This is a genomic window from Rahnella woolbedingensis (assembly GCF_003602095.1).
GTDB classification, from domain to species: Bacteria; Pseudomonadota; Gammaproteobacteria; order Enterobacterales; family Enterobacteriaceae; genus Rahnella; species Rahnella woolbedingensis.
The window spans coordinates 53,520-77,384 of sequence record NZ_RAHH01000028.1 but is presented as its reverse complement, the minus strand read 5'-3'; the positions used below and the strand labels follow the sequence as shown (position 1 = coordinate 77,384).

The following is a 23,865-nucleotide window of genomic DNA, read 5'->3' as shown; positions in this document are numbered from 1 at the left end:
AAGGGTCCATGTTGAGCATGAACCCTTTTTACACGAGCCACCGGATCGGTCAACTGATCCTTAAACGATCGGCATTAACCCGCAGGTCGCTTTTTCGTTTTGGCGCAGTGGGATCAGGCTTCGATCGCCATACGCAGTTTTTTCATCGCGTTCTTTTCCAGCTGACGAACACGTTCTGCGGACACACCGTATTTGTCGGCGAGCTCCTGCAGGGTCGATTTGTTGTCGTCGTCTAACCAGCGGGCACGGATGATATCCTGGCTGCGCTCGTCCAGACCTTCCATTGCATAGGAAAGTTTGTCGGTCGCGTCCTGATCCCAGTTATCTTCTTCGATGGTTTCTGCAAAGTCAGAACTCTTGTCTTGCAGATACAGCATCGGTGCCATCGCTGCGCCGTCGCGTGGTTCATCGTCCGGGGTCGGATCAAACGTCATGTCCTGAGCGGCCATGCGCGATTCCATTTCCAGCACATCTTTGCTGGTCACACCCAGTTCGCGAGCAACGTGCTCCACTTCGTCGTGACTGAACCAGCCCAGACGTTGTTTGTTTTTGCGCAGGTTAAAGAACAATTTACGCTGCGCTTTGGTGGTAGCGACTTTCACGATGCGCCAGTTACGCAGCACATACTCGTGAATTTCGGCTTTGATCCAATGCACGGCAAAGGACACCAGACGCACACCCACTTCCGGATTAAAGCGACGAACCGCTTTCATCAGGCCGATGTTCCCTTCCTGAATAAGGTCTGCCTGTGGCAAACCGTAGCCTGAATAGTTACGGGCAATGTGAGCAACAAAGCGCAGGTGAGACAGGATCAGCTCTTTCGCTGCTTCCAGGTCACCGTCGTAATGCAGCCGCTCAGCCAGCGCCCGTTCTTCCTCTGCGGTGAGCATAGGATAGGTATTGGCCGCCCGAACATAGGCTTCCAGGCTACCTTGGGGTACTAATGCTAAAGTGCGCATTTCTTTGGTCATTCAAGCCTCTCATGTATGACGTAATGCAGGTTTTATACCACGTTGCTGCGGGATGATACCGCTACGTTGCTGGCCATTATTGGCGACAACAAAGCAACGCCGAGCCCTTCATATTCGCTGCTCTTCGACCACGAATTTTACATAAAGTTCACGGATAGATGCAACAGTCTGAAGACTGTATGTGACAGACTGACTATTGGATAGTGAATTTGTGCCATTGCAGGGGAAGCAGGAAAATGATGGGACGATAAAGCAAGAAACGGCTGTTCCCCTGTACACAAAGACTGAGCAGCAGGGGAACATTATAGCAAATTATCGCTACTGTGGTGTAAATCGCCGTAAATGTTGAACCGTCGCCAGCCAGGCGGCAATCCAGCCAATCATGGCGGAGACAATCAGCAGCAGTAAGCTTTCGTCCCAGCCCAGACCGTGCAGGTCAAAGGTGGTACCGAAGACCTGCGCCACCTGCGTCACCACACTCTCAAGCCGCAGTACCAGCACTTCGGAGAGGATAAGCGACAGCAATGCGCCGGTGAAACCCAGCATCGCCCCGCCGTTCAGGAACGGCCTTAAAATGAACCCGTCGGTCGCACCAATCAGCTTCATGACGTTGATAGTATCGCGGCGGCTGAAGATGCTCAGACGCACACTGTTACCAATCACCAGGAAGACGGCGATCACCATCAGAGCACCAATCATCGCGGCAATTTGCCCAACCAGCCCGGTGAGCGCCGCAAGACGCGCAAACCAGCTGTCGTCCATGCGCACTTCATCAACACCATGCACAGCCGCCACGCGATCACGCAATGTGTTGAGTGTTGCAGAATCCTGGAAATTCATTTTAGGCGTGATGATAGCCACCGCCGGTAACGGATTTTGCTCCAGCATGTCCATCGCGCCACCAAAGCCTGACCAGTTGCGGAATTCACCCATCGCTTCTTCACGGGACAGATAGTTAACTTTATCCACCCCCGCTTCGGTTTTGAGGGTCTTCACCACGTTTTCTGCGGCGTCATCATCCAGCGCTTTATCGAGATACACGGTCAGCTGTGGCGTCGGATACCATTGTTCAGCCGCCGTACTGACATTTTTCCACACCAGATAACAGACACTCGGCAGCGTCAGGGAGATAGCTATCACCATCACCGTGAGCAATGTCGCCAGCGGCTGACGCAGCATGTCAGCCAGCGCATTCATCCACGCATAGCGCCACTGTTCGCGCCAGCCGCCCTGCAACGCTTTGCTTTTTGCTGCGCGGGCGCTTTTTGCGGTTTTCGCCGGGTTTGGACTGTTCGCCATTAGTACATCCCTCCCGACATACGCCCCTGACTTAACGTCAGCGTGCGGTAATTACGACGGGCAATCAGACCCACATCATGCGTCGCCATCAGAACGGTGACGCCCACGCGGTTAAATTCTTCGAATAAACGCAAAATGCCTTCTGACAGTTCGCCATCCAGGTTACCGGTAGGTTCATCCGCCAGCAGCACCGCAGGTTTGTTCACCACCGCGCGGGCGATGCCCACACGCTGCTGTTCACCGCCGGAAAGCTGAATGGGCAGGTTTTTCGCTTTATCCAGTAATCCGACCTTATCCAGCGCCGCAGAAACACGGCGGCGGATATCTTCACTGCTGGCGCCGGAAATGATCAGCGGCATCGCCACGTTGTCATAGACGGTGCGATCCATCAGCAGATGGTGATCCTGAAAGATCATGCCGATCTGACGACGCAGGAACGGCACTTCGCTGGATTTCAGACGGCTGATGTCATGGCCGCCAAACAAAATGTGTCCGGCACTCGGGCGCTCAATGCCGCAAATCAGCTTGAGCAGGGTACTTTTACCCGCGCCTGAGTGTCCGGTCAGAAATGCCATTTCCGCTTGCTGGATGTGAAAGTTGACGCCCTGAAGCGCCTGTCGTCCGCCCAGATAAGCTTTACTGACCTGTTCAAAGCGAATCATCCGTATTAATCCTCTCGGGCAAAAAGTGCCTCAATAAAATCGTCTGCCTTAAACGGCCTTAAATCTTCGATACTTTCACCGACACCAATGTAGCGGATCGGAATACTGAACTGATCGGCGATGGCAAAGATCACGCCGCCTTTCGCGGTGCCATCCAGTTTAGTCAGCGTTATCCCGGTCAGCCCGACGGCTTCGTTGAATAATTTCGCCTGACTTACCGCGTTCTGGCCGGTGCTGGCGTCGAGCGTCAGCATCACTTCATGCGGCGCATCTTCGTCGAGCTTCTTCATCACACGAACAATTTTCTTCAGCTCTTCCATCAGGTGCGCTTTGTTTTGCAGACGCCCTGCGGTATCAGCAATCAGCACGTCGATATTACGGGCTTTCGCCGCCTGAATGGCATCGAAGATAACAGACGCGGAATCCGCACCGGTATGCTGCGCAATCACCGGGATCTTGTTGCGCTGACCCCAGACCTGCAACTGTTCAACGGCTGCTGCACGGAAGGTATCTCCCGCGGCCAGCATCACAGATTTACCCTGCGCTTCAAACTGGCGCGCCATTTTACCGATGGTGGTGGTTTTACCGACGCCGTTTACACCCACCATCAGAATGACATACGGGGTTTTCCCGCTGACATCCAGTGGCTCGTCTACTTTCGCCAGTATTTCGGACATTTCTTCCTTCAGCTTACCGTACAGCGCCTCAGCGTCTTTCAGCTGTTTGCGCGATGCGTGTTCGGTCAGCGAAGCAATGATTTTACGGGTGGTTTCGACGCCAACGTCGGCGATCAGCAGCTGTTCTTCCAGCTCTTCGAACAGATCATCGTCGATTTTCTTACCGCGGAACAGGCCGACAAAACCGGAGCCCAGATTCTGCTTGGTTTTGACCAGGCTGCGTTTGAGACGCGCGAAGAAACCTTCTTTGGTCGGACGTTCCTGCTCCGTTTCACCGGCAGGTAAAACGACGATCGGATCCAGCGCCACCGGCAGCGGTTCTTCAGCAGCGACGGCATCATCTACATAATCAATGGCGTCCAGACGTTCGTCTTCGGCGATTTCCTCTGACGATTCAACAAACTCGTCTTCAACCACCGCAGGCTGCGCGGCAACCTGCTCAGTGATGTGAACAATTTCTTCAGCCAGCGCAACTGCGGCCTGCTCGCGAACCGGTTCAGGATCTTTGAGCGGTTCCGGCGCGATTTCAGGCTCGGGTTCCACTTCTGGCTCAGGTACTATTTCTGGCTCAGGTTCAATTTCCGGCTCAGGTTCGACGTGCGGGGCCGGTTCAGTCACAGGCGCGATTTCAGCGGCGGATTCCGCCGATGCCGCGGCATCCCATTCGCCCGGATGCTGTTCAACCGGCACACCCGGTTCTTCTGCGGGTTCTTCACGCAGAGGCGTTTCAGTCAGTTGTTCTTCAACAACCGGCAGTTCTTCGCGGACTTCTTCTTTCTGCTGCTCTTCTTCCTGACGGCCACGGCCAAACCAGGAGAAGAAACCGCGTTTTTTATCTTTTGCCATTTTACAACTTCACTCCTCGCCGTTAATGACTGGCGAACGGATTATTAATAAGGTTATGGTCAGGCAGTCTATCACTTTCCCTTTCCGGCAACACGCCCGCGTATTGAATTCAGGGGGTTTTTCAACCGACAATGTTAAACATTTGCCCAATGCCCGCACACCGGTAGAATAGCCTTCCAAACGATATGCAACGAAGCCCGACGGCTTTGAATTACACAAGCGAACTATGGCAAAGAAACCCAACACTCCCGCCGCAGGCCAGATCCGAATTATTGGCGGACAATGGCGCGGACGCAAACTTCCGGTTCCACACAGTCCGGGATTGCGCCCGACCACCGATCGCGTACGCGAAACGCTGTTTAACTGGCTGGCGCCGGTTTTACAGGGCGCGCATTGTCTGGACTGTTTTGCAGGCAGCGGCGCACTGGGTCTGGAAGCATTGTCACGCTACGCGGCGAGCGCCACATTGCTGGAGTTCGAACGCCCGGTTGCGCAACAGTTAGAGAAAAACCTGGCGCTGCTAAACGCCGGTGATGCGAAAGTATTTAACGTCAATACATTGAACTGGCTGGCAAAAGCCGGAAATGCCTTTGATGTGGTTTTCCTCGATCCGCCTTTCCGTAAAGGCATTCTGCAAGACACCCTGAACCTGCTGGAGCAAAACCAGTGGCTGGCTGATGAAGCCTGGATTTATGTCGAAACAGAAGCCGAGCACGGGACTTTGGATGTGCCCGCCAGCTGGCGACTGCACCGCGAAAAAGTCGCCGGACAAGTTGCTTATCGTCTTTACCATCGCGATGTGACGCCTGAAACCGGCTCACCAGAACAGGAGCTGTAAGATGTTGATCAATATTGGTCGGTTATTGATGTTATGTATTTGGGCGTTTCTGGCGTTTAACCTGATCCACCCTTTCCCGAAGCCGATCAAATACTTTTTAGACGTGGCGATTGTGTTCATGTTCTTCATGCACGGCCTGCAGGTGATGCTGCTTAAAGCCACGCAGGGCAAGGAAAAGGACACCATCGGTCCGTGGCTGCAAACCCGTATTTTCCTGTTTGGCGTTTTCGAGCTGATGGCGTGGCAGAAAAAACAGCCGCCGCTCCCTGCTAAAAAATAGTTCTCCGCTTTACGGCGCGTCCTGCGCCGTAAAGGTCACAAACCGCGTTCCTTTCACGGTTAATACGCCCTTTTGTCCCTTCGCCAGTGCGTTATAGGCTGTTTCATCCAGTTGCAATTTAATTTCTGAACCGCCACTCAGCGGTTTGAAATATCCTTCGTATTTCTTATCTTCGACCGGAATATGTTCGCGCTGACGTGAGCGACGGTTCGGGGATAGATATTCGCGTTTGGCGGTAACCTCGACGCTGACCGAACGCGGCGGCGCAGCATCATTTTCAGCATTCGTCCGCCGCTGCTGGAAATACTGACGGGTGGCGAAAATCGCAATCACCAGAACAAACAAAATAAAAATCATCGGGGGTTTATTCATAATCCGGATGGCTTCGCTGAAGATAAAAACAGGAATCAATCTGTCCAATTTACCACAGGGGAACAGGTCACACAGTCCGATACAGGGATTTCTGATTGTCGCCGGCATAGCGACTCTCCTACACTGAGGATAAGTACAGGGAAACAGGATGCGTTTTCCTGAAGGCAGATTCTTGCGTTAGTTTGATTTTCTGTTCCGAAACATAATAAGGATAAACAATGAGTTGGCCATTCCTCGCTGTATTTTTCTCTGGCTGGTTGTTCGTTGATGCCAGCTATCGCGGACCGCGCTGGCAGCGTTGGGTATTTAAACCCGTCACGTTATTGCTGCTGCTTTTGCTTGCCTGGCAGGCACCCACGCTTAATGTTTACAGCTATCTGATCCTGCTGGGACTGGCGGCGACGCTGGTGGCAGATGGCCTGTTGCTGCTGCCGGAAGAGCGGTTCATGTACGCCATCGGCGCGTTCTTCCTCTCGCATCTGCTGTATACGCTGAGTTTCGCCAGCCAGATGACCATTACGTTTTTCTGGCCATTGCCGCTGACGTTGCTGATTATCGGCGCCATATTGCTGGCAGTGATCTGGACGCGACTGGCCGAGCTCCGCTGGGCAGTGACCACTTACATCGCCATGACGCTGCTGATGGTCTGGCTGGCGGGCGAGCAGTATTTCGCACGCAGTACCGATATGGCCTTTTCGCTGTTTTGCGGTACGGTGCTGCTGTTGCTCGGGAATATTTTGTGGCTGGTCAGCCGCTACCGTTTCAAGTTCCGCGCGGCGGACGCGCTGGTCGCCGCCTGCTACTTCGGCGGTCACTTCCTGATTGTCCGGTCGCTTTACCTGTAAATGATTCAATAACACTGAATACAATTCCCAAAATAATTCGAGTTGCAGAAAGGCGGCAACTGAAGGATCCCGATGAGCTTACTCAGGTAAGTGATTCGGGTGACTGAGGGCAGCTAACGCATCTGCAGCTCGAAATATGAAGGGGATTAAAATTGCTTGACCTTAGAGCTAACTCCAACGTTTACAATGGGGGTAATTCCACTCGGTTTCGAACCGGAGGCTTTATGATCCCCATGAAAAATAACAACAGCTGTAGCTGCGGATGTCAGGGCAAACGCGCGCCTGGACTGCATATCAACAAAATCAGTGCGCCCGTGCAGTCCGGCACGCATCCCGCCGGCTGTTGCAGTGACAAAGCTCCGCTGGCGACTGCCGCCTGCGCTACTCCTTCAGACAATTGCTGTGCCCCGAAAACAGGTGAGCACTCACACACCTCAGATGGCGGCAGCACAGAAGGCTCGCCGGGCGAAGATGACCCCAGCGCGCCGCTCTCCGGCAGCCAGCAATACAGCTGGAAGGTGCAAGGCATGGATTGTCCTGCGTGTGCCCGAAAGATCGAAAATGCCGTGTCCGGCATTGACGGTATCAGCCGCGCCAAAGTTCTTTTTGCGACAGAAAAACTGGTGATTGATGCCGGTTTTGACATCACGCAAACCGTACAAAATGCCGTTACCGCCGCAGGTTTCACTCTGCAATCTCTCGATAAAAAACAAACTACCCCGCAGCCGGAAGAGTCCCGCCGGAAAGAGGCACTCCCGCTGATCATTCTTTCGGTTCTGATGCTGCTGAGCTGGATGCTCGACCATTTCAACCCGAAACTGGGTGAGTTCGCCTTTATCGCCACTACGCTGGTGGGATTGTGGCCGGTGCTTCGTCAGGCCATTCGTCAGACCGGTTCAGGCTCGCCTTTCGCTATCGAAACGCTGATGAGCATTGCCGCCATTGGCGCGCTGTTTATCGGTGCTACCGCCGAAGCGGCGATGGTGCTGCTGCTGTTTATGGTCGGCGAACGGCTTGAATCCTTTGCCGCTAACCGGGCACGCAGTGGTGTGAAATCGCTGATGGCGCTGATCCCCGATACCGCCGTTCGCGTGGTGAATGGCAAATCTGAAACCGTGCCGGTCAGCAGTTTACGTCCCGGCGACGTGATTGAAATCGCTGCTGGCGCACGTCTGCCTGCCGATGCCATTTTGCAAAGCGCTGCCAGTTTCGATGAAAGTGCCCTGACCGGGGAATCGGTGCCTGTTGACCGCCAGCCCGGTGAGAAAGTCCCGGCGGGCAGCCTGTGCGTTGACCGCCTCGCGCATCTGGAAGTGGCCTCCGCGCCCGGCAACAGCGCCATCGACCGTATTCTGCAACTGATTGAAGAAGCTGACGAACGCCGTGCACCGATCGAGCGTTTCCTCGATACTTTCAGCCGCTATTACACGCCGGTCATTATGCTGATGGCGCTGCTGGTGATTATCGTTCCGCCGCTGGCGATGGGGCTGTCGTGGGAAACCTGGATTTATCGCGGGCTGACGCTGCTGCTGATTGGCTGCCCTTGTGCGCTGGTGATTTCGACTCCGGCGGCGATCACCTCCGGACTGGCTGCGGCGACGCGTCAGGGCGCTTTAATCAAAGGCGGTGCGGCGCTGGAACAACTGGCACTGATTCAGACTGTTGCGCTGGATAAAACCGGTACGCTGACCGAAGGTAAACCGGAAGTTACCGACGTTTTAACCCTGAACGGTGCCAGTGAAGGCGAAGTGTTAAGTCTGGCTTCAGCAGTGGAAGAAGGGTCGCATCATCCGCTGGCGCAGGCGATTTTAACCCGTGCCAAAATCAGTCATCCGTTACCGCTCACGGCGCAGGATCGCCGCGCGCTGGCAGGCTCTGGCGTGGAAGGGATAGTTTCAGGTCGTAAGATTCAGGTGCTGGCGCCTAAAAGTGTGGCCGGAAACAGTCTGACAACAGAATCTCTTGCGCAAATAACTGACTGGGAATCTGCCGGGAAAACCGTAGTGGTGGTGTTGCAGGAAAATAACGCGATCGGCCTGATTGCGATGCAGGATCGCCTGCGCGATGACGCCGCAGAAGCCTTACAGAAACTCAAAGCGCTCGGCGTGTCGGCAGTGATGCTGACCGGTGACAATCCGCGTGCGGCGAAAACCATTGCCGACCGCCTGGGTATTGATTTCCGTGCGGGTTTGCTGCCTGCGGATAAAGTTTCGGCAGTCACCGCGCTGAATGCGCAGAAACCGGTGGCGATGGTCGGTGACGGCATCAACGATGCACCGGCGATGAAAGCCGCAACCATTGGTATTGCGATGGGAAGCGGTACGGACGTCGCGCTGGAAACGGCAGATGCGGCACTGACTCACAACCGTCTGAGCGGGCTGGCGCAGATGATCAGCCTTTCCCGCGCCACGCGGGCGAACATCCGTCAGAACATTACGATTGCGCTGGGACTGAAGGCGATTTTTCTGGTCACCACGCTGATGGGGCTGACCGGATTGTGGCTGGCTGTACTGGCAGATTCCGGCGCAACGGCGCTGGTTACCGCCAATGCGCTGAGGCTGTTGCGCAATAAATCGAAATAAACTTAACCGAAGCGAACTTAATCGAAGGACACAAGACTCAGGGCTGAACACTCAGCCCTGTTTTTCGACCAGACCTTTACACAGTAAATAACGATACGGCAGAGTTTCGGTATCCGACGCTAACAGCGTATGTTCCATAAAACGGCAGAAACCGGGAATATCGCGGGTAGTTGCCGGATCATCAGCGATGATCAGCAGTGTTTCGCCATCTTTCATGGTGCGTACCGCTTTGCGAACCATCATTACAGGTTCCGGGCAACGCAGACCCAGCGCGTCGAGGCTGTGGTCAGGGTTGATAAAAGGATCGGTCATTTTGTTTCTCAACGTCTTCGTACGTGAATGGGCGGTTGTCTGGCAAAGGCGGATAGTTTAACCCGCTGGTTTTCTGGCGCAACAAACACGGCGCATTGCGCTAAAATTAACCGCTGGATCTGTTGCGCAAACGGTGTGCAAACAGTTACTATGCGCGCCGCACGCGGTAACCGCTGCGAAAGTAAAAATATTCTTGGGTTCCCTCACCCCAATCTGTTCATAAAAAAAGGTCACATATATGTACTCCTTTACTGCTCAGCAGCGGTTTTCCGCGCTGATATGGCTTTCGCTATTTCACATTGCCATCATTACTTCCAGTAACTATCTGGTTCAGCTGCCCGTTTCCATTTTTGGTTTTCATACCACCTGGGGCGCGTTCACTTTCCCGTTCATTTTCCTGGCAACTGACCTGACCGTGCGTATATTTGGCGCGCCGCTGGCACGACGGATCATACTTTCCGTGATGGTGCCTGCGCTGGCCATTTCCTATGTCATCTCGGCGTTATTCTTTGAAGCCCAATGGCAGGGCGCGCAAGCGCTTAGCAGCCTGAATATCATGGTCGCCCGTATCGCCATCGCCAGTTTTATGGCCTATGTGCTGGGACAAATTCTCGACGTTCACGTGTTCAACCGTCTGCGTCAGAACCGCCGCTGGTGGATTGCGCCGGTGGCCTCGATGTTCCTCGGCAATATCAGCGACACGTTGTCCTTCTTCTTCATCGCTTTCTACAAAAGTACCGATACTTTTATGGCGCAGCACTGGGTGGAAATCGCGATGGTGGATTATACGTTCAAGGTGCTGATCTGCCTGGTGTTCTTCCTGCCGATGTACGGCATGCTGCTGAATATGCTGCTCAAGCGTTTATCAGTGCAGGGAAATAACCCGCATTCTGCCATCCGCGCGCACTAAAATTGTTCGCCGCTAAGATACAAATCGCGCCATAATCTGACTTGCATTTATGGCCTGAATAGGTTGCCATAAAGGCTGTTAAGTCAACATGTAAGCCTGGTGAACAGGCCACTTAAGGAAGCCCGATGCGTAATATCGCGAAAATGATGGGAATGGCAGTATTGATCGCCGGTCTGGCTGCGTGTGACGGTAAAACCACCGACGCACCTGCCGCCGATAAAGGTGCGCCAGCCGCCGCCGCAACGGCAGCATCCGCGCCGGTCAGCCTGCTGGAAGGTAAAGTCACCTTCTCCCTGCCGCAGGGTATGAGCGACCAGAGCGGCAAGCTGGGCACTCAGGCCAACAATATGCACGTATACGCTGACAGCACCGGTCAGAAAGCCGTGATTGTGATCCTGGGTGATAACACCACCGAATCACTCGACGTTCTGGCAGGTCGTTTACAGGACCAGCAAAAAGCCCGTGATACTAATCTGCAGATTGTGACCAATAAATCTATTCAGGTGAATGGTCAGACACTGCAACAGCTGGACACCGTGATCACGTCTGCGGGCCAGAAAGCTTATTCTTCCATCGTGCTGGGCAAAGTCGACAGCCATTTGCTGACCATGCAAATCACCCTGCCGGCGGATAATCAGCAGCAGGCGCAGATTGATGCAGAAGCTATTATCAATACGCTGAAAATCCAGTAATTTCAGTCGTTATGAAGCTATCAGGCGGAGCTCAGGCTCCGCCTTTTTTGTCTTATGTTGTTACTCATTCTCACAAACCCCGCCTCCGTTGTAATATAAATGTAACAATTCCGTCATAAATCACAGTTCGTTTGTGCGCGATTGGCTAAAATGATGTTCGTTTTAGAACACACTGGCTCCGCCATTTCGTCCGTGGCTCATGATGAGTCCGACCTGATTTATGCCATCGGAGGCATTTATGCTCAGTATCTTTAAACCCGCGCCCCACAAAGCTCCTGTTGATGAGGCTCACATCGATCCGCTATACCGCCGTCTCCGCTGGCAAATCTTCATGGGGATTTTCTTCGGTTATGCGGCCTACTATCTGGTACGCAAAAACTTCGCGCTCGCCATGCCTTATCTGATTGATCAGGGCTTCTCCCGTGGCGATCTCGGGTTTGCGTTATCCGGGATTTCCATCGCTTATGGCATCTCAAAATTCATTATGGGTTCGGTGTCTGACCGCTCGAATCCGCGCGTGTTTTTGCCTGCCGGTTTAATTCTGGCAGCGGCGGTGATGTTGTTTATGGGCTTCGTGCCGTGGGCAACGTCAAGCATCGCCATCATGTTTGTGCTGCTGTTCCTGTGCGGCTGGTTCCAGGGAATGGGCTGGCCGCCGTGCGGTCGCACCATGGTGCACTGGTGGTCGCAGAAAGAACGCGGCGGCGTGGTGTCGGTATGGAACTGCGCGCATAACGTCGGTGGCGGTATTCCTCCGTTGCTGTTCCTGCTCGGTATGGCGTGGTTTAACGACTGGCACGCAGCACTGTATATGCCCGCTTTTGGCGCGATCCTGCTGGCCGTGTTTGCCTTCATGACCATGCGTGATACGCCGCAATCCTGCGGTCTGCCACCGATTGAAGAGTACAAAAACGATTATCCGCCGGACTATGTGAAAGAGTCTGCCGAGCAGGAACTGACGGCGAAACAGATTTTCATGCAGTACATTTTGCCGAACAAATTGCTGTGGTACATCGCACTGGCTAACGTGTTTGTCTACCTGCTGCGCTACGGCATTCTCGACTGGTCACCGACATACCTGAAAGAAGTGAAACATTTCGCGCTGGATAAATCTTCGTGGGCGTATTTCCTGTATGAATACGCTGGGATCCCCGGCACGCTGCTGTGCGGCTGGATGTCAGACAAAGTATTCAAAGGCAACCGCGGCGCAACCGGCGTGTTCTTCATGGTGCTGGTGACTATCGCCACCGTCGTGTACTGGCTGAATCCGGTCGGCAATCCGGGTATTGATATGGCGTGTATGATCACCATCGGCTTCCTGATTTACGGTCCGGTCATGCTGATTGGTTTACATGCGCTTGAACTGGCACCGAAGAAAGCGGCCGGAACAGCGGCAGGCTTTACCGGTTTGTTTGGTTATCTGGGCGGCTCGGTTGCGGCCAGTGCGATTGTCGGTTACACCGTGGATTACTTTGGCTGGGACGGCGGTTTTATCGTGATGATCGCCGGTTGCGTTCTGGCCGTTCTGCTGCTGTTACTGACCATGCTGAGTGAGAACAAACATAAGGCGCAGCTGGCGAGAAATGGTTGATTTGAGAGGGTAATAAGGGAACCAAAGCAGAGTGAAAACCCTGCTTTGGTTTTACTGCGGATTAGCTTTCTTCAGCCAGATACATCTTGCGCAGGTAATGCGGTACGGCGTCATCGGCGTTGGAGCCGATGATTTCGGCGTCCGGCATGGCCGCTTTCAGACGCGGCAATGAACCGCTCATCAGACAGCCTTTACCGGCCATCGTCAGCATTTCAAGATCATTCAGACCATCACCAAACGCGATGCAATCTTTGAGCGAATAGCCCATCAGCTTGGCAACATATTCCAGCGCATGGCCTTTCGATACGCCACCCGCCATCACTTCCAGACACACCGGCAGTGAGAAACTGACGTTCACACGGTCACCCCAGCGCGCATTGATCGCTTCTTCCAGCGGCAGCAGTTTTTCGTGATCTTCACAGGTGAAATACACTTTGCAGATGCCGTCGGTTTCCAGCAAACCCGGTTCAAACAGTTTGTATTTGAAAACGGATTCGCGGAAGAAATCATCCTGATCAGCACGGTCACGGTTCATGTACCAGTCATCGTTGCGATAAACGTTGGTCAGAATATCTGGGTTGTTATGCATGATGCCGAACAAGTCTCTGGCGATATCTTCATCCAGATTGTGCGAGAAAATCAGATCGCCGTCGGTGTTATGCACGCGCGCACCGTTGGAGGTGATCATGTACGCACTGATTTCCAGATTGTCGCGCATCTGCGCCACGTCGATATGGTGACGCCCGGTGGCGAACACGAAATGCACGTCGCGCTGTGTCAGCAGTTTCAGCGTCTCTTTAGCGAACGGGCTCAGGGTATGATCAGGTGATAGCAGCGTGCCATCTAAATCGGAAGCAACAACATGGTACATAGCGTTAGGTTCTAACCTCTGATGGAGTTGTGCGCGGCGAACCGCGGATTAAAGCTGTCGCGCAAAAAAGCGCATGATAGCGTCCAGCGCCGGTGCCCTCAGGTCGTCCCGTTCAAACAGGATCTCGTGGCGCGCGCCTTCGATGACCAGCGGTTTTTCCCCTTCACAAGGGTGCCCCGCAACGGCCATGGCCTGACAAAAAGCAAGATGGGACCGGTTATCCACCACACGGTCTTCGCTCGCCTGCAATAAAAGAACAGGAGTGGTGATTTTTTCGGCTTCTTGCAGGATATGCATCCCCGCCTCAATCCCTTCACGCACCCAGTGATAGGTAGGTCCGCCGACCTGTAACTCCGGGTAATCGGCATAAAAACGCAGATTGCGGCGATAACGTGCCCGGCTGTGCGTCAGGCGGTTGACCACAAATGGCAACGGCCGCCAGTGTCCGGTACCCAGCGCATAACCATCGCGACGAACCGGACGATTCTCCGCCCAGTTTAGAATGCGGCGTGATAACCAGCCCGGCATCGGCAGATAAATACCCGTCATCGGCGCGAGCAATGCCGCGGCATCAAAATTCTGCGGATTTTTCGCCAGATACAGCGCCAGGATCGCACCGCCCATGGAGTGTGCCAGTGCGAACTTTTTAGTGTACTGACGCGGCGCAATCTCCAGCTGATAAAAGCTGTCGAAATCCTGGACATAATCGTCAAAGTGTTTCACATGTCCGCAATGCGGATCGTCGAGCATACGCCCGGAACGCCCCTGCCCGCGGTGATCGACAATCATGACATCGTAGCCGCAATGGAATAAATCGTAGGCTACTTCAGGATATTTTACGTAGCTTTCTATACGCCCCGGTGACACCACGATGACTTTATCGTGTTCAGGCGAACAAAACCGGACGTAGCGGATTGGCACATCATCAACGCCGCTAAACTCACCTTCTTCGCGTGTCCGCCAGAAATCCAGCAAAGGCCCGGTCGCAAAGGCAGCAAACTCCTTCTCACGTGTTAACCACTTCGCAAAATTCACAGGCATTCAATGATCCAAAGTCGTCAAACGGGGAGGAGGAAAGTGTTATTTGTGAGTTATAGCGCAATTATAGACAATGGCGTATTGTGCCATAAAACAACCTAAAACGTACTCAGGGAGTCTCGCAATGACACTGGACTGGTGGTTAACCTACCTGCTCACCACTTCTATTTTAAGTTTATCACCCGGTTCCGGCGCAATTAATACCATGAGTACGGGCATCAGCCACGGCTATCGTGGTGCCGTGGCCTCGATTGCCGGATTACAGCTGGGTTTAACCATCCACATCGTACTGGTGGGTATCGGGCTGGGCGCACTCATTTCATCCTCGCTGATGGCCTTTGAAATTCTCAAATGGCTCGGCGCGGCGTACTTAATCTGGCTGGGTATTTGCCAGTGGCGCTCTGCCGGTGCAATTGACCTGAACGCGCTCGCCAGCAGCATGCCGCGCCGTCGTTTGTTCAAACGCGCCATTCTGGTGAACCTGACCAATCCGAAAAGCATTGTGTTTCTCGCTGCACTATTTCCACAGTTTATCATTGCTCACCAGCCGCAGGCTGCACAATACGTGGTACTGGGCACGACAACGGTCGTGGTCGATATCATTGTGATGATTGGCTATGCGACGCTGGCCACCCGTATCGCTAACTGGGTAAAAGCGCCAAAACAGATGCAACTGCTGAACCGTATTTTCGGTTCGCTGTTTATGCTGGTGGGCGTATTACTGGCCAGTGCGCGAAAAGTGTAAATCACTGAAATGCAAAAAGGGTCCGGTAAAACACCGGACCCTTTTTTATGCAGAACGTTTTAATCAGCGATTTACGATCAGCGCGATACCAAAGCCCGCAAACACCACGCCCGCCACACCATCAATCCATTTCGCCAGACGCTGATACCCGCGACGCATTTTCGGCAGGGCAAAAACCAGTGCCACTAACGAGAACCAGGCCAGGGTTTCGACGACGATCAGCAGGAATATCCCCAGACGCTCGCCACCGCTGACGCTGTCGCCAACAAACATGGAGAACACGCTGCCAAAATAAATCACGGCTTTAGGATTCGAAAGATTGGTCAGCAGTCCACGCATAAATGTGCGACCACGGGCGGGCAATGCCACCGGCGTGTCATCGCCACTTTGCTTTTTCGCACGCGCAGATTTCAGCAACTGCCAGCCCATCCAGCACAGATAAAGGCCGCCACCGACGGTGATAATCTGATGCAGCCAGGCCATTTTTTGCAGAAGCAAATGTAAGCCCATCAGCGCAACGGCAGCCCAAACCAGAACGCCCAGCGTAATACCAATCACACCCATCATGGCTTCTTTACGCGACCGGCTGGCCGCGGTTTGTGAAACAAAGAAGAAGTCCGGCCCCGGACTCATCAGCGCGATCAGATGAACCATCGCAACCGTCAGGAATAACATCAGCATGATTAACTCTCTGTATTATGTGTAGGTAGGGAACAGAATTCTTATTCGTCGCCGTTATCGATATGGTCACGGATCATGGACATAAACGGTCGCCCGAATTTCTCCAGCTTACGCTGCCCGACGCCGGTAATATCCAGCAAATCGCTCGGGCTGATTGGCAGATGCTCCGCCATTTCCAGCAGCGTCGTGTCGTTAAACACCACGTACGGCGGCACATTATTTTCATCCGCCAGTGACTTACGCAGCTTACGCAATTTGGCAAACAGCTTGTGATCGTAATTTCCGCCGTACGTTTTCTGGCGGGAAGTACTTTTAATCTTCAGCGTCTGAATTCGGGGTACCGCCAGCTGCAATGGGATTTCGCCACGCAAAACCGGACGCGCCGATTCGGTCAGTTGCAGGGCGGAGTGCATGGCGATATTTTGCATCACCAGCCCGAGGTGGATCAGCTGGCGCACCACGCTGGTCCAGTGCTCGTTACTGTGTTCTTTACCGATACCGTAGACCGACAGCTTTTCATGACCGTATTCGCGGATGCGCTGATTGTTCGAGCCGCGCAGGACTTCCACCACATAACCCAGACCAAACCGCTGTCCGACGCGTGCGATGACGGACAGCGCTTTCTGCGCGTCCAGCAAACCGTCGTAGCGTTTTGGCGGATCCAGGCACACGTCACAGTTACCACAGGCGTTCTGTTTGCCTTCGCCAAAGTAATTGAGCAGCACCAGACGGCGACAGGTTTGCGCCTCGGCAAAGGCGTTCATGGCATTCAGTTTGTGGCGTTCCACATCCTGCTGCGCCCCCGCCGGTTTCTCTTCCAGACAACGGCGCAGCCACGCCATGTCTGCCGGATCGTAAAGCAGCACCGCTTCCGCAGGCAGACCATCACGCCCGGCACGGCCTGTTTCCTGATAATAGGACTCTATGGTGCGCGGAATATCGAAGTGCACCACAAAACGCACGTTAGGTTTGTTAATGCCCATACCGAAGGCGACGGTGGCGACCACGATTTGCAAATCGTCGCGCTGAAAACCTTCCTGCACGCGGGCGCGGGTTTCGTTATCCAGTCCGGCGTGATACGCACCCACGCTCAGGCCGCGACTTTGCAGACGGGCGGCGGTGTCTTCGACTTTGGCGCGACTGTTACAGTAAATGATGCCACTTTTGCCGCGCTGATCCTGCACAAAGCGGATCAGCTGATCGAGCGGCTTAAATTTTTCCACCAGCGTGTAACGGATATTCGGACGGTCGAAACTGCTGACTTCAATCAGCGGATCGTTCAGTTCCAGCAACCGGACAATATCGTTACGGGTGGCTTCATCGGCGGTTGCGGTCAGCGCAATCACCGGTAACTGCGGATAGCGCAGTTTCAGCTGGCCCAGCGCACGGTATTCCGGACGGAAATCGTGGCCCCATTGGGAAATACAGTGAGCTTCATCCACGGCGAGCATCGCCGGATTCCACTGTTGCAGCTGTTCGAGGAAATCGCCCATCATCAGGCGTTCCGGCGCGATATACAGCATTTTGATGCGTCCCGCGCGGCAACCGGCCATCACTTCCAGCTGTTGCTCACGGGTCTGCGTCGAGTTCAGGCAACCGGCTTCAACGCCCGCCGCCATCAACTGGTCGACCTGATCTTTCATCAGGGAAATGAGCGGCGAAACGACCAGCGTCAGGCCGTCCATCACCAGTGCAGGGATTTGATAGCACAGCGATTTGCCGCCGCCTGTTGGCATGACTACCAGACAATCCCGGCCAGAAATGGCGGTGTTGATGATAGTTTGCTGGCCTGGTCTGAATTGCTGATAGCCGAAGGTATCGCGTAATACCTGATGAGCCAGCTCTTCTTTGTTTATCACTGCCGCCGTAGACACTCAATTCCCCAACTGTTCAAACCACCCGGCTAAGCCCAAAAGCCGCCGGGGCTGTACTGCACCGACATAATATACCCTAAATTATCTGCGATGCAGCTAACGCAACTGCAACCAGACGTATGCCGGGGATTACATGATGTCGTTAAGCATGATACCGACGCCGATACGGGTCTGCTTATGGTTGTAGTCGATCAGGGATTCGCCATACCCGCTGAAGACCTGAGTATAGAAGCGAACCTGTTTGGAAATCGGGTAGCTCCAGCCGGTGGTTGCGCCGCCGTAGCCGGTGTTCCAGTTGTAACGACTTTCCACGCTGAACACGCTGTCGCCCCACGCATAGCCCACTTTCAGGCGGTAATAACCCATGTATTTGTTGATGTCCGGGTTATCGTCGTTTTCATCGCTTTCAGGAATGCGATACCACGGTTTTAAATCCACCTGCCAGTTGCCGTGTTGCGCCATGAAGCGGGCGTACACGCGGTTCCAGCTGCGGGAAGTCGGGTCTGAGCGGCCGTTAGACTGATGGACGACGCCATATTCTGCTTCACGCAGTGTCCAGCCGAGGAAATCATAATCCGTTGCCCAGGCGAGGAAGAGCTGCGGTTCGTAGTTGGTCTCACGAAAAGGCGAAGACGCGGCGCGGTTGGAGAGCTGCCAGAAAGAGTTCTGAGTATAAGAGGCACCAAGAACCGAGTTATCACCCGCAATACCCCGCCATAAAGGGAATGCCAGGCTAAGCTGGAAAGCCACTTCGTCATGTTTTGCTTCGTTCGCCCAATCATAAGACTGAATCGCTTTCTTATTGATATTGCTGGTATCGGTATACAGCAGATAGTTCGGTTCGTAAGGATACAAGGTGAAAGGGTTGTCGTGCTCTTGCAACATATTCGCAATAATGCTTCCGCGCACAGCAGGTTTATCATGCACTTCCTGTACCGTGGCTTCTTCTGCAAAGCCTGCTAATGGCAACGCCAACAACGTGGCCCCGACAGCCCAATTTTTACGCATTATTCCTTATCCTCGCCCTAAAGTTATTGATGAACTATTTTTGAAAAAAATCCCGCTTTCTGACCGGTAAATTACTGGCTAAAACCTAAAATCTCGCAGCAGAGTATTTTACATGCAAATACATTTCCACATGAATATGTAATACATTTATCGTTCGTCAGGTAGTAATCCCTTTAACCCGCACCTAAAATCAACACTTCGTTAACTTTTTCGGCGAACATACGGTCCACTCGTTTTCGTCAGGAATTCATTCATGTCTGCTTCATCTCTCAGCCACGAGGCCGCCCTGCAACTGATCGGCAATATTTTCGTTTACGATATGCCGTTTAACCGCGAACTGGGCCTCGAACTGAAACGTCTCGACTGCGATTACGCAGAGTTAAAATTTACCAACCAGACCAAACTGGTGGGCAATGCTGCACAAAAAATCCTGCATGGCGGTGTGATTGCGGCAGTGCTGGATGTCGCCGCCGGACTGGTCTGCGTGACCAGTTCGCTTATCCGCCGCGACAAACTCGATCACCCGTTGCTGGAAGCGGAAATGCGCCAGCGGTTATCAAAAATGGGTACCATCGATTTGCGCGTGGATTATCTGCGTCCGGGTCGTGGTGATTACTTTATTGCTTGCGCAAGCCTGGTCCGCGCCGGGAATAAAGTTTCGGTGGCACGTGTCGATCTGCACAGTGACACCGGCATTCATATCGCCACGACCACGGCGACCTATATGGTCGGCTGAAATCAGGTAAACTCCGCTTCTTTCCTTACTCTTTTTTCAGGTACCTCATGGACGCACAACGTACCCGGCAAGGTGTTATTTTTGCCTTTATCGCCTATCTGATCTGGGGAGTCGCCCCGGCGTACTTCAAGCTGATCAAACAGGTGCCCGCTGACGAAATTCTGACTCACAGGGTTATCTGGTCATTCTTCTTTATGTTAGTGCTGCTCTCCGTCAGCCGCAGCTGGGGCGATGTCCGGCGGGTACTGGCACAACCGAAGAAAGTCGGCATGTTACTGATTACCGCCCTGCTTGTCGGTGGGAACTGGCTGATTTTTATTTGGGCGATAAATCATGACCACATTCTGGAAGCCAGCCTAGGCTACTTTATCAATCCGCTGGTGAATGTGGTGCTTGGGATGTTGTTTTTGCGGGAAAGGTTCCGGAGTTTGCAGTGGTTTGCTGTCGCGCTGGCTTTCGCCGGGGTACTGATTCAGGTGTGGATTTTTGGGTCGGTACCCATCATTGCCATCGGGCTGTCACTGACGTTTGCCTTTTACGGTCTGCTGCGTAAAAAAATCAGTGTCGATTCGCAAACCGGCATGCTGATTGAAACGCTGTGGCTGCTGCCGGTTGCGGGAGTCTATCTGTTCTTTATCGCCAACAGTCCGACCAGCAATCTGGCTGCTAATCCGTGGTCGCTGGATTTACTGCTGATGGCCGCCGGGATTATTACCACCATTCCGCTGCTGTTCTTCACCGCCGCCGCCGCCCGCCTGAAACTGTCAACGCTGGGCTTTTTCCAGTATCTCGGCCCGACGCTGATGTTCCTGCTGGCGGTAGTGTTCTACGGTGAAACCGTTAATACGTCGCAGCTCATCACCTTTGGCTTTATCTGGATGGGGCTGCTGTGCTTTATCACCGATGCGCTCTACACGCAGGGACGTTTACGACGAGGAAGAAACGGGCACAGCGCTGCGTGAGATAAAGCGCGCCATCGCCGGACCGGTCGCCAGAATGGTTAACAGACGCAACGTCTGCATCGCCATCACAAACCCTAAATCCGCATGGCTCCCCGCCGCAATAATTGCCACGGTATCCAGCCCGCCCGGGCTGGTCGCCAGATACGCCGTCAGCATATCCACGCCCAGCAATTTGGTGAGCACCCACGCCATACCGCCGCAAATCAGCATCAGCCCGATAATCGATGCGATCATCTGCGGCAGTGTGCGCAATGCCAGTTTGAAAATAGGACGCGTGAACCGCAGGCCGACACTCCAGCCAATCAGCGTGTAAGCCATCGCCAGCAGCCATTCCGGCACTTCTAACGTCACGGTACCGGTGGAATGTAAGACCGCACCGACCACTGCGGGCAGCAGCAATGCGCCGGAAGGAATACGCAAACGCGGCCCGAGCCAGACGCCTGCCAGCGCCAGAAATACCGTGGCGAAAAAGCGCCACGTCAGCGGCGGAAACCACACTACCGCAGCCGCCAGCGATGCGCTGTCGCCCATCGCCATGCGGGCAACAAATGCGGCAGCCGTGGCAACAAACAGCACGCGCAGATACTGCATAAACGCCACCAGACGCACATCTGCCCCGAAATCCCCGGCCATGGCCACCATGGCACTGGCACCGCCAGGGGATGAGCCCCACGCACCGGTCGGGCCGGGTAACTGACTAAAACGCACCAGCAGCCAGCCGGAAAGCCCGCTGGCCAGCAGCGTGGCGACCAGCACCATCAGCACCAGCGGCCAGTCATTGAGTAACGGAGGTAATATCGACGGCGACAGGCTTTGGGCAATCATACAACCCAAAATACCCTGAGAAATTTTGAAAAACAGCGGGTGGATACGCACGCTGGCACCCAGCAGCCCCATGATGACGCCGATAATCATCGGCCCCAGTAACAGTGCGGCTGGCACATGGAAGGTCTGAAAAATAATGCCTAGCACAAGCGAGGCAACAACGAGGATAAACCACTGGCCCGCCGGAGCCATCCTTTCCATCAACATGATTTCTGGTCTGTAGTTAAGAGAATTCGCCGCTCTTTATTAACATATTTCAAACACCGGAGGGAACCGAGGGGGGAAACAACGCAGGAATTTCCCTCTCAGAACGCGCCTGAGAGGGAGAAATATTGTCTGGCCGGTTATAACCAGTTTTTACGTTTGAAGTACAGATAAGGTGCCAGACCGGCGAGGATCATCAGTGCAATCGCTCCCGGATAACCGAATGACCATTTCAGCTCAGGCATGAATTCGAAGTTCATCCCGTAGCTGGATGCCACCAGCGTTGGCGGCAGGAATACGACGGATACCACCGAGAAAATCTTGATGATGCGGTTCTGTTCGATGTTGATAAAGCCCATCGCCGCCTGCATCAGGAAGTTCACTTTCTGGAACAGAGATTCGTTGTGCGGAAGCAGGGATTCGATATCGCGTAACACTTCGCGCGCCTGCTCCAGCTGACCTGCCGGTAAGCGGGCTTTACGCACCAGGAAATTCAGTGCGCGCTGGGTATCCATCAGACACAGACGGACTTTCCAGCCGATATCTTCCAGCTCTGCCAGCGTGGACAGCGCGGCGTCATATTCGTCGCCCTGATGCCCTTCCATGATTACGCGGCTGAGTTTTTCCAGATCGCTGTAGATGTTTTCAATTTCATCCGCCAGCTGTTCGATTTTAGTTTCGAACAAATCCAGCAGCAGTTCGTACGCATTGCCGTCGACCAGTTTCTGGTTACGGGCACGCATACGATAAAGACGAAACGCCGGTAACTCGCGCTCACGCAGGGTATACAGACGGCCTTCGCGCACGGTAAATGCGACGGTGCTGTTGCCCGCATGGTCTTCGGCATCTTCGTAATAAAAGAAGGAGTGAATGTGCAGGCCGTCTTCGTCTTCAAAGAAACGTGCAGAGGCTTCGATGTCGTCCAGTTCAGGACGCGTCGCCAGGCTTTGCCCTAATTCACATTGAACGCGCTCACGTTCCTGCTCGTCAGGCTCCACCAGATCGACCCACAATGAAGTTTTGAGATCGTCTGACTCGTCCAGCTCTAAACGGGATAAGCGGCTGTTTTCTAATTTAAAAGCACTCAGCATGTGCCCGTTCTCCCAAAAATTACGGAAAGTGGACAACGCGTTGAAGCACAGAAAATCACGGAGTGAAAAATGTCACCGACGTAATTCAGACCAACGTCAGATCTGACTCACAGCGACAGAACGGGGGTCGCTGACAACCACTAAGGCCATCAGCAATGAGGAGGGCCTTAGAAGTGGTACCTGGAAAACAGGTTATTGAGCCAGTATCTACTGGGTGTGTCCAAGGCGCAGTTCCTCATTGATAATAGTGCGCGCATGTTACGCCGGTAATAAAAAGACTGTCAACCGTGAACAAATCTATTCTGGCAACATTTATGCATAAATTTCAGACGGTGTTGATAACCTTTCCCGGCTTATGTCTGACCGTTTTTTTGGCTACACTCAGGCACTGGATTTTCCCGTTCCCATCGCTTCTCAGGCAGAGACTCATAATGATTAAGCAAATAAACCAGGACACGCTGTGTGATCTGATCACTAAAGCCGCTCATTCCCCGCGACTGCGCCAGAATCTTAATATCCATCCGGCACCGGAAGATGACGTGCAACGTCTGGCGATTGCGATGGAACCGGGTACCTACGTGCGCATCCACCGCCATCCGCACACGTGGGAAATGCTGACCGCCCTGCGCGGACGTTTTCTGGTGCTGATTTACGATAATAGCGGCAAAGTCACCGACCGTCTGTGGCTCGGCGCAGAAACCCGGCTGCTGGAAATCCCGGTCAACACCTGGCACAGCGTGTTATCCCTCGACGAAGGCGGCGTGATTTTTGAAGTGAAACATGGCGCGTATCAGCCGGTGCAGGAACAAGATTATCTGCCAGGTACTCCGCCGGAAGGCGAAGAAGGCGTAAAAGAAACGCTGGAATGGTATGCGAAAGCCGAAGTGGGTGAGGTTTTCGCCCTTTAATACACCGCTGTGCAAGCGTCAGCGGCGCAGGGCTTTTAAGTGCGG

General features: G+C 53.8%; 25 protein-coding genes. 11 read left to right on the top strand and 14 right to left on the bottom strand.

Annotation, left to right across the window (positions count from 1 at the left end):
• Positions 1–113 precede the first annotated feature (113 nt).
• From rpoH to ftsY, 4 genes are all read right to left on the bottom strand, one after another.
• Positions 114–971, bottom strand: a complete 858-nt coding sequence (rpoH, locus tag D6C13_RS20420) for an RNA polymerase sigma factor RpoH (protein WP_120134491.1) — start codon at positions 969–971, stop codon at positions 114–116.
• A gap of 318 nt (positions 972–1,289) precedes the next feature.
• Positions 1,290–2,270, bottom strand: a complete 981-nt coding sequence (gene ftsX, locus D6C13_RS20415) for a permease-like cell division protein FtsX (protein WP_120134490.1) — start codon at positions 2,268–2,270, stop codon at positions 1,290–1,292.
• Positions 2,270–2,932: a cell division ATP-binding protein FtsE gene (gene ftsE, locus D6C13_RS20410; protein WP_095924229.1), complete on the bottom strand. Its 663-nt coding sequence runs from the start codon at positions 2,930–2,932 to the stop codon at positions 2,270–2,272. The genes ftsX and ftsE overlap by 1 nt, the downstream gene beginning before the upstream one ends.
• A gap of 5 nt (positions 2,933–2,937) precedes the next feature.
• Positions 2,938–4,455, bottom strand: coding sequence for a signal recognition particle-docking protein FtsY (gene ftsY, locus D6C13_RS20405; protein ID WP_120134489.1), 1,518 nt, complete (start codon positions 4,453–4,455; stop codon positions 2,938–2,940).
• Positions 4,456–4,681: 226 nt separating this feature from the next.
• Between ftsY and rsmD the strand changes: the two genes are divergently transcribed.
• Positions 4,682–5,293, top strand: a complete 612-nt coding sequence (gene rsmD / locus D6C13_RS20400; RefSeq protein WP_120134488.1) for a 16S rRNA (guanine(966)-N(2))-methyltransferase — start codon at positions 4,682–4,684, stop codon at positions 5,291–5,293.
• 1 nt (position 5,294) lies between these two features.
• Positions 5,295–5,573: a DUF1145 family protein gene (locus D6C13_RS20395; RefSeq protein WP_013577475.1), complete on the top strand. Its 279-nt coding sequence runs from the start codon at positions 5,295–5,297 to the stop codon at positions 5,571–5,573.
• Positions 5,574–5,582: 9 nt separating this feature from the next.
• On the opposite strand, the gene D6C13_RS20390 is transcribed toward D6C13_RS20395, so the two are convergent.
• Positions 5,583–5,945, bottom strand: a complete 363-nt coding sequence (locus tag D6C13_RS20390) for a DUF2500 domain-containing protein (RefSeq protein WP_120134494.1) — start codon at positions 5,943–5,945, stop codon at positions 5,583–5,585.
• Positions 5,946–6,163: 218 nt separating this feature from the next.
• Here D6C13_RS20390 and D6C13_RS20385 point away from each other — a divergent pair, with 218 nt between their 5' ends.
• Together D6C13_RS20385 and D6C13_RS20380 are read left to right on the top strand one after the other, a co-directional pair.
• Positions 6,164–6,790, top strand: a complete 627-nt coding sequence (locus D6C13_RS20385) for a lysoplasmalogenase (protein WP_120134487.1) — start codon at positions 6,164–6,166, stop codon at positions 6,788–6,790.
• 224 nt (positions 6,791–7,014) lie between these two features.
• Positions 7,015–9,372 carry a zinc/cadmium/mercury/lead-transporting ATPase gene (locus D6C13_RS20380; protein WP_120134486.1) on the top strand — a complete coding sequence of 786 codons (2,358 nt, stop codon included), beginning with the start codon at positions 7,015–7,017 and terminating at the stop codon, positions 9,370–9,372.
• Between the two features lie 51 nt (positions 9,373–9,423).
• Here the strand turns inward: D6C13_RS20380 and tusA are convergent, their stop codons facing one another.
• Positions 9,424–9,684, bottom strand: coding sequence for a sulfurtransferase TusA (gene tusA / locus D6C13_RS20375; RefSeq protein ID WP_120134485.1), 261 nt, complete (start codon positions 9,682–9,684; stop codon positions 9,424–9,426).
• 238 nt (positions 9,685–9,922) lie between these two features.
• Here tusA and D6C13_RS20370 point away from each other — a divergent pair, with 238 nt between their 5' ends.
• From D6C13_RS20370 to glpT, 3 genes are all read left to right on the top strand, one after another.
• Positions 9,923–10,594, top strand: a complete 672-nt coding sequence (locus D6C13_RS20370) for a 7-cyano-7-deazaguanine/7-aminomethyl-7-deazaguanine transporter (protein ID WP_120134484.1) — start codon at positions 9,923–9,925, stop codon at positions 10,592–10,594.
• A 125-nt stretch (positions 10,595–10,719) separates the two neighbouring features.
• Positions 10,720–11,286: a DcrB family lipoprotein gene (locus tag D6C13_RS20365; RefSeq protein ID WP_120134483.1), complete on the top strand. Its 567-nt coding sequence runs from the start codon at positions 10,720–10,722 to the stop codon at positions 11,284–11,286.
• 238 nt (positions 11,287–11,524) lie between these two features.
• Positions 11,525–12,877: a glycerol-3-phosphate transporter gene (gene glpT, locus D6C13_RS20360; protein WP_120134482.1), complete on the top strand. Its 1,353-nt coding sequence runs from the start codon at positions 11,525–11,527 to the stop codon at positions 12,875–12,877.
• 61 nt (positions 12,878–12,938) lie between these two features.
• Here the strand turns inward: glpT and yigL are convergent, their stop codons facing one another.
• Together yigL and pldB are read right to left on the bottom strand one after the other, a co-directional pair.
• Positions 12,939–13,748, bottom strand: a complete 810-nt coding sequence (gene yigL, locus D6C13_RS20355; protein ID WP_120134481.1) for a sugar/pyridoxal phosphate phosphatase YigL — start codon at positions 13,746–13,748, stop codon at positions 12,939–12,941.
• A 48-nt stretch (positions 13,749–13,796) separates the two neighbouring features.
• Complete coding sequence (gene pldB / locus D6C13_RS20350; RefSeq protein ID WP_120134480.1) at positions 13,797–14,789, bottom strand: lysophospholipase L2; 993 nt, start codon at positions 14,787–14,789, stop codon at positions 13,797–13,799.
• 121 nt (positions 14,790–14,910) lie between these two features.
• Here pldB and rhtB point away from each other — a divergent pair, with 121 nt between their 5' ends.
• Complete coding sequence (rhtB, locus tag D6C13_RS20345; RefSeq protein ID WP_120134479.1) at positions 14,911–15,531, top strand: homoserine/homoserine lactone efflux protein; 621 nt, start codon at positions 14,911–14,913, stop codon at positions 15,529–15,531.
• 63 nt (positions 15,532–15,594) lie between these two features.
• Here the strand turns inward: rhtB and rhtC are convergent, their stop codons facing one another.
• From rhtC to pldA, 3 genes are all read right to left on the bottom strand, one after another.
• Positions 15,595–16,212 carry a threonine export protein RhtC gene (gene rhtC, locus D6C13_RS20340; protein ID WP_120134478.1) on the bottom strand — a complete coding sequence of 206 codons (618 nt, stop codon included), beginning with the start codon at positions 16,210–16,212 and terminating at the stop codon, positions 15,595–15,597.
• A gap of 41 nt (positions 16,213–16,253) precedes the next feature.
• Complete coding sequence (recQ, locus tag D6C13_RS20335; RefSeq protein WP_120134477.1) at positions 16,254–18,086, bottom strand: ATP-dependent DNA helicase RecQ; 1,833 nt, start codon at positions 18,084–18,086, stop codon at positions 16,254–16,256.
• A gap of 129 nt (positions 18,087–18,215) precedes the next feature.
• Complete coding sequence (pldA, locus tag D6C13_RS20330) at positions 18,216–19,094, bottom strand: phospholipase A (RefSeq protein WP_120134476.1); 879 nt, start codon at positions 19,092–19,094, stop codon at positions 18,216–18,218.
• A 253-nt stretch (positions 19,095–19,347) separates the two neighbouring features.
• On the opposite strand from pldA, the gene D6C13_RS20325 reads away from it, so the two are divergent.
• The gene (locus D6C13_RS20325; RefSeq protein WP_120134475.1) at positions 19,348–19,830 is read left to right on the top strand and encodes a thioesterase family protein; all 483 of its coding nucleotides are present in this window, start codon (positions 19,348–19,350) and stop codon (positions 19,828–19,830) included.
• 47 nt (positions 19,831–19,877) lie between these two features.
• Positions 19,878–20,792: an EamA family transporter RarD gene (gene rarD, locus D6C13_RS20320; protein WP_120134474.1), complete on the top strand. Its 915-nt coding sequence runs from the start codon at positions 19,878–19,880 to the stop codon at positions 20,790–20,792.
• Here rarD and D6C13_RS20315 read toward each other — a convergent pair.
• The 3 genes from D6C13_RS20315 to ysgD all read right to left on the bottom strand — a co-directional run bounded on the left by D6C13_RS20315 (position 20,757) and on the right by ysgD (position 23,136).
• A complete protein-coding gene (locus D6C13_RS20315) occupies positions 20,757–21,809 on the bottom strand; it encodes an AbrB family transcriptional regulator (RefSeq protein WP_425272731.1) in 1,053 nt (350 codons plus the stop codon). The two genes, rarD and D6C13_RS20315, sit on opposite strands and share 36 nt — an antisense overlap.
• Positions 21,810–21,961: 152 nt before the next feature.
• Entirely contained in the window at positions 21,962–22,912 is a 951-nt protein-coding gene (gene corA, locus D6C13_RS20310; RefSeq protein WP_104924058.1) for a magnesium/cobalt transporter CorA, read from the bottom strand.
• Positions 22,913–23,079: 167 nt separating this feature from the next.
• Entirely contained in the window at positions 23,080–23,136 is a 57-nt protein-coding gene (ysgD, locus tag D6C13_RS26220) for a YsgD/CorL family protein (RefSeq protein WP_369921081.1), read from the bottom strand.
• 207 nt (positions 23,137–23,343) lie between these two features.
• Between ysgD and D6C13_RS20305 the strand changes: the two genes are divergently transcribed.
• Positions 23,344–23,820, top strand: a complete 477-nt coding sequence (locus D6C13_RS20305) for a WbuC family cupin fold metalloprotein (RefSeq protein WP_120134472.1) — start codon at positions 23,344–23,346, stop codon at positions 23,818–23,820.
• The last annotated feature ends 45 nt before the right edge of the window (positions 23,821–23,865 follow it).

What these genes read in the sequence shown, in the direction of transcription:
- yigL (WP_120134481.1), bottom strand. Translation starts at nt 13,748, where the DNA reads ATGTACCATGTTGTTGCTTCCGATTTAGATGGCACGCTGCTATCACCT.
- pldA (WP_120134476.1), bottom strand. Translation starts at nt 19,094, where the DNA reads ATGCGTAAAAATTGGGCTGTCGGGGCCACGTTGTTGGCGTTGCCATTA.
- glpT (WP_120134482.1), top strand. Translation starts at nt 11,525, where the DNA reads ATGCTCAGTATCTTTAAACCCGCGCCCCACAAAGCTCCTGTTGATGAG.
- D6C13_RS20390 (WP_120134494.1), bottom strand. Translation starts at nt 5,945, where the DNA reads ATGAATAAACCCCCGATGATTTTTATTTTGTTTGTTCTGGTGATTGCG.
- ftsY (WP_120134489.1), bottom strand. Translation starts at nt 4,455, where the DNA reads ATGGCAAAAGATAAAAAACGCGGTTTCTTCTCCTGGTTTGGCCGTGGC.
- ftsX (WP_120134490.1), bottom strand. Translation starts at nt 2,270, where the DNA reads ATGGCGAACAGTCCAAACCCGGCGAAAACCGCAAAAAGCGCCCGCGCA.
- D6C13_RS20325 (WP_120134475.1), top strand. Translation starts at nt 19,348, where the DNA reads ATGTCTGCTTCATCTCTCAGCCACGAGGCCGCCCTGCAACTGATCGGC.
- rpoH (WP_120134491.1), bottom strand. Translation starts at nt 971, where the DNA reads ATGACCAAAGAAATGCGCACTTTAGCATTAGTACCCCAAGGTAGCCTG.
- D6C13_RS20315 (WP_425272731.1), bottom strand. Translation starts at nt 21,809, where the DNA reads ATGGCTCCGGCGGGCCAGTGGTTTATCCTCGTTGTTGCCTCGCTTGTG.
- D6C13_RS20365 (WP_120134483.1), top strand. Translation starts at nt 10,720, where the DNA reads ATGCGTAATATCGCGAAAATGATGGGAATGGCAGTATTGATCGCCGGT.
- D6C13_RS20385 (WP_120134487.1), top strand. Translation starts at nt 6,164, where the DNA reads ATGAGTTGGCCATTCCTCGCTGTATTTTTCTCTGGCTGGTTGTTCGTT.
- rarD (WP_120134474.1), top strand. Translation starts at nt 19,878, where the DNA reads ATGGACGCACAACGTACCCGGCAAGGTGTTATTTTTGCCTTTATCGCC.
- tusA (WP_120134485.1), bottom strand. Translation starts at nt 9,684, where the DNA reads ATGACCGATCCTTTTATCAACCCTGACCACAGCCTCGACGCGCTGGGT.
- rhtB (WP_120134479.1), top strand. Translation starts at nt 14,911, where the DNA reads ATGACACTGGACTGGTGGTTAACCTACCTGCTCACCACTTCTATTTTA.
- D6C13_RS20370 (WP_120134484.1), top strand. Translation starts at nt 9,923, where the DNA reads ATGTACTCCTTTACTGCTCAGCAGCGGTTTTCCGCGCTGATATGGCTT.
- D6C13_RS20380 (WP_120134486.1), top strand. Translation starts at nt 7,015, where the DNA reads ATGATCCCCATGAAAAATAACAACAGCTGTAGCTGCGGATGTCAGGGC.
- corA (WP_104924058.1), bottom strand. Translation starts at nt 22,912, where the DNA reads ATGCTGAGTGCTTTTAAATTAGAAAACAGCCGCTTATCCCGTTTAGAG.
- ftsE (WP_095924229.1), bottom strand. Translation starts at nt 2,932, where the DNA reads ATGATTCGCTTTGAACAGGTCAGTAAAGCTTATCTGGGCGGACGACAG.
- pldB (WP_120134480.1), bottom strand. Translation starts at nt 14,789, where the DNA reads ATGCCTGTGAATTTTGCGAAGTGGTTAACACGTGAGAAGGAGTTTGCT.
- rsmD (WP_120134488.1), top strand. Translation starts at nt 4,682, where the DNA reads ATGGCAAAGAAACCCAACACTCCCGCCGCAGGCCAGATCCGAATTATT.
- rhtC (WP_120134478.1), bottom strand. Translation starts at nt 16,212, where the DNA reads ATGCTGATGTTATTCCTGACGGTTGCGATGGTTCATCTGATCGCGCTG.
- D6C13_RS20395 (WP_013577475.1), top strand. Translation starts at nt 5,295, where the DNA reads ATGTTGATCAATATTGGTCGGTTATTGATGTTATGTATTTGGGCGTTT.
- D6C13_RS20305 (WP_120134472.1), top strand. Translation starts at nt 23,344, where the DNA reads ATGATTAAGCAAATAAACCAGGACACGCTGTGTGATCTGATCACTAAA.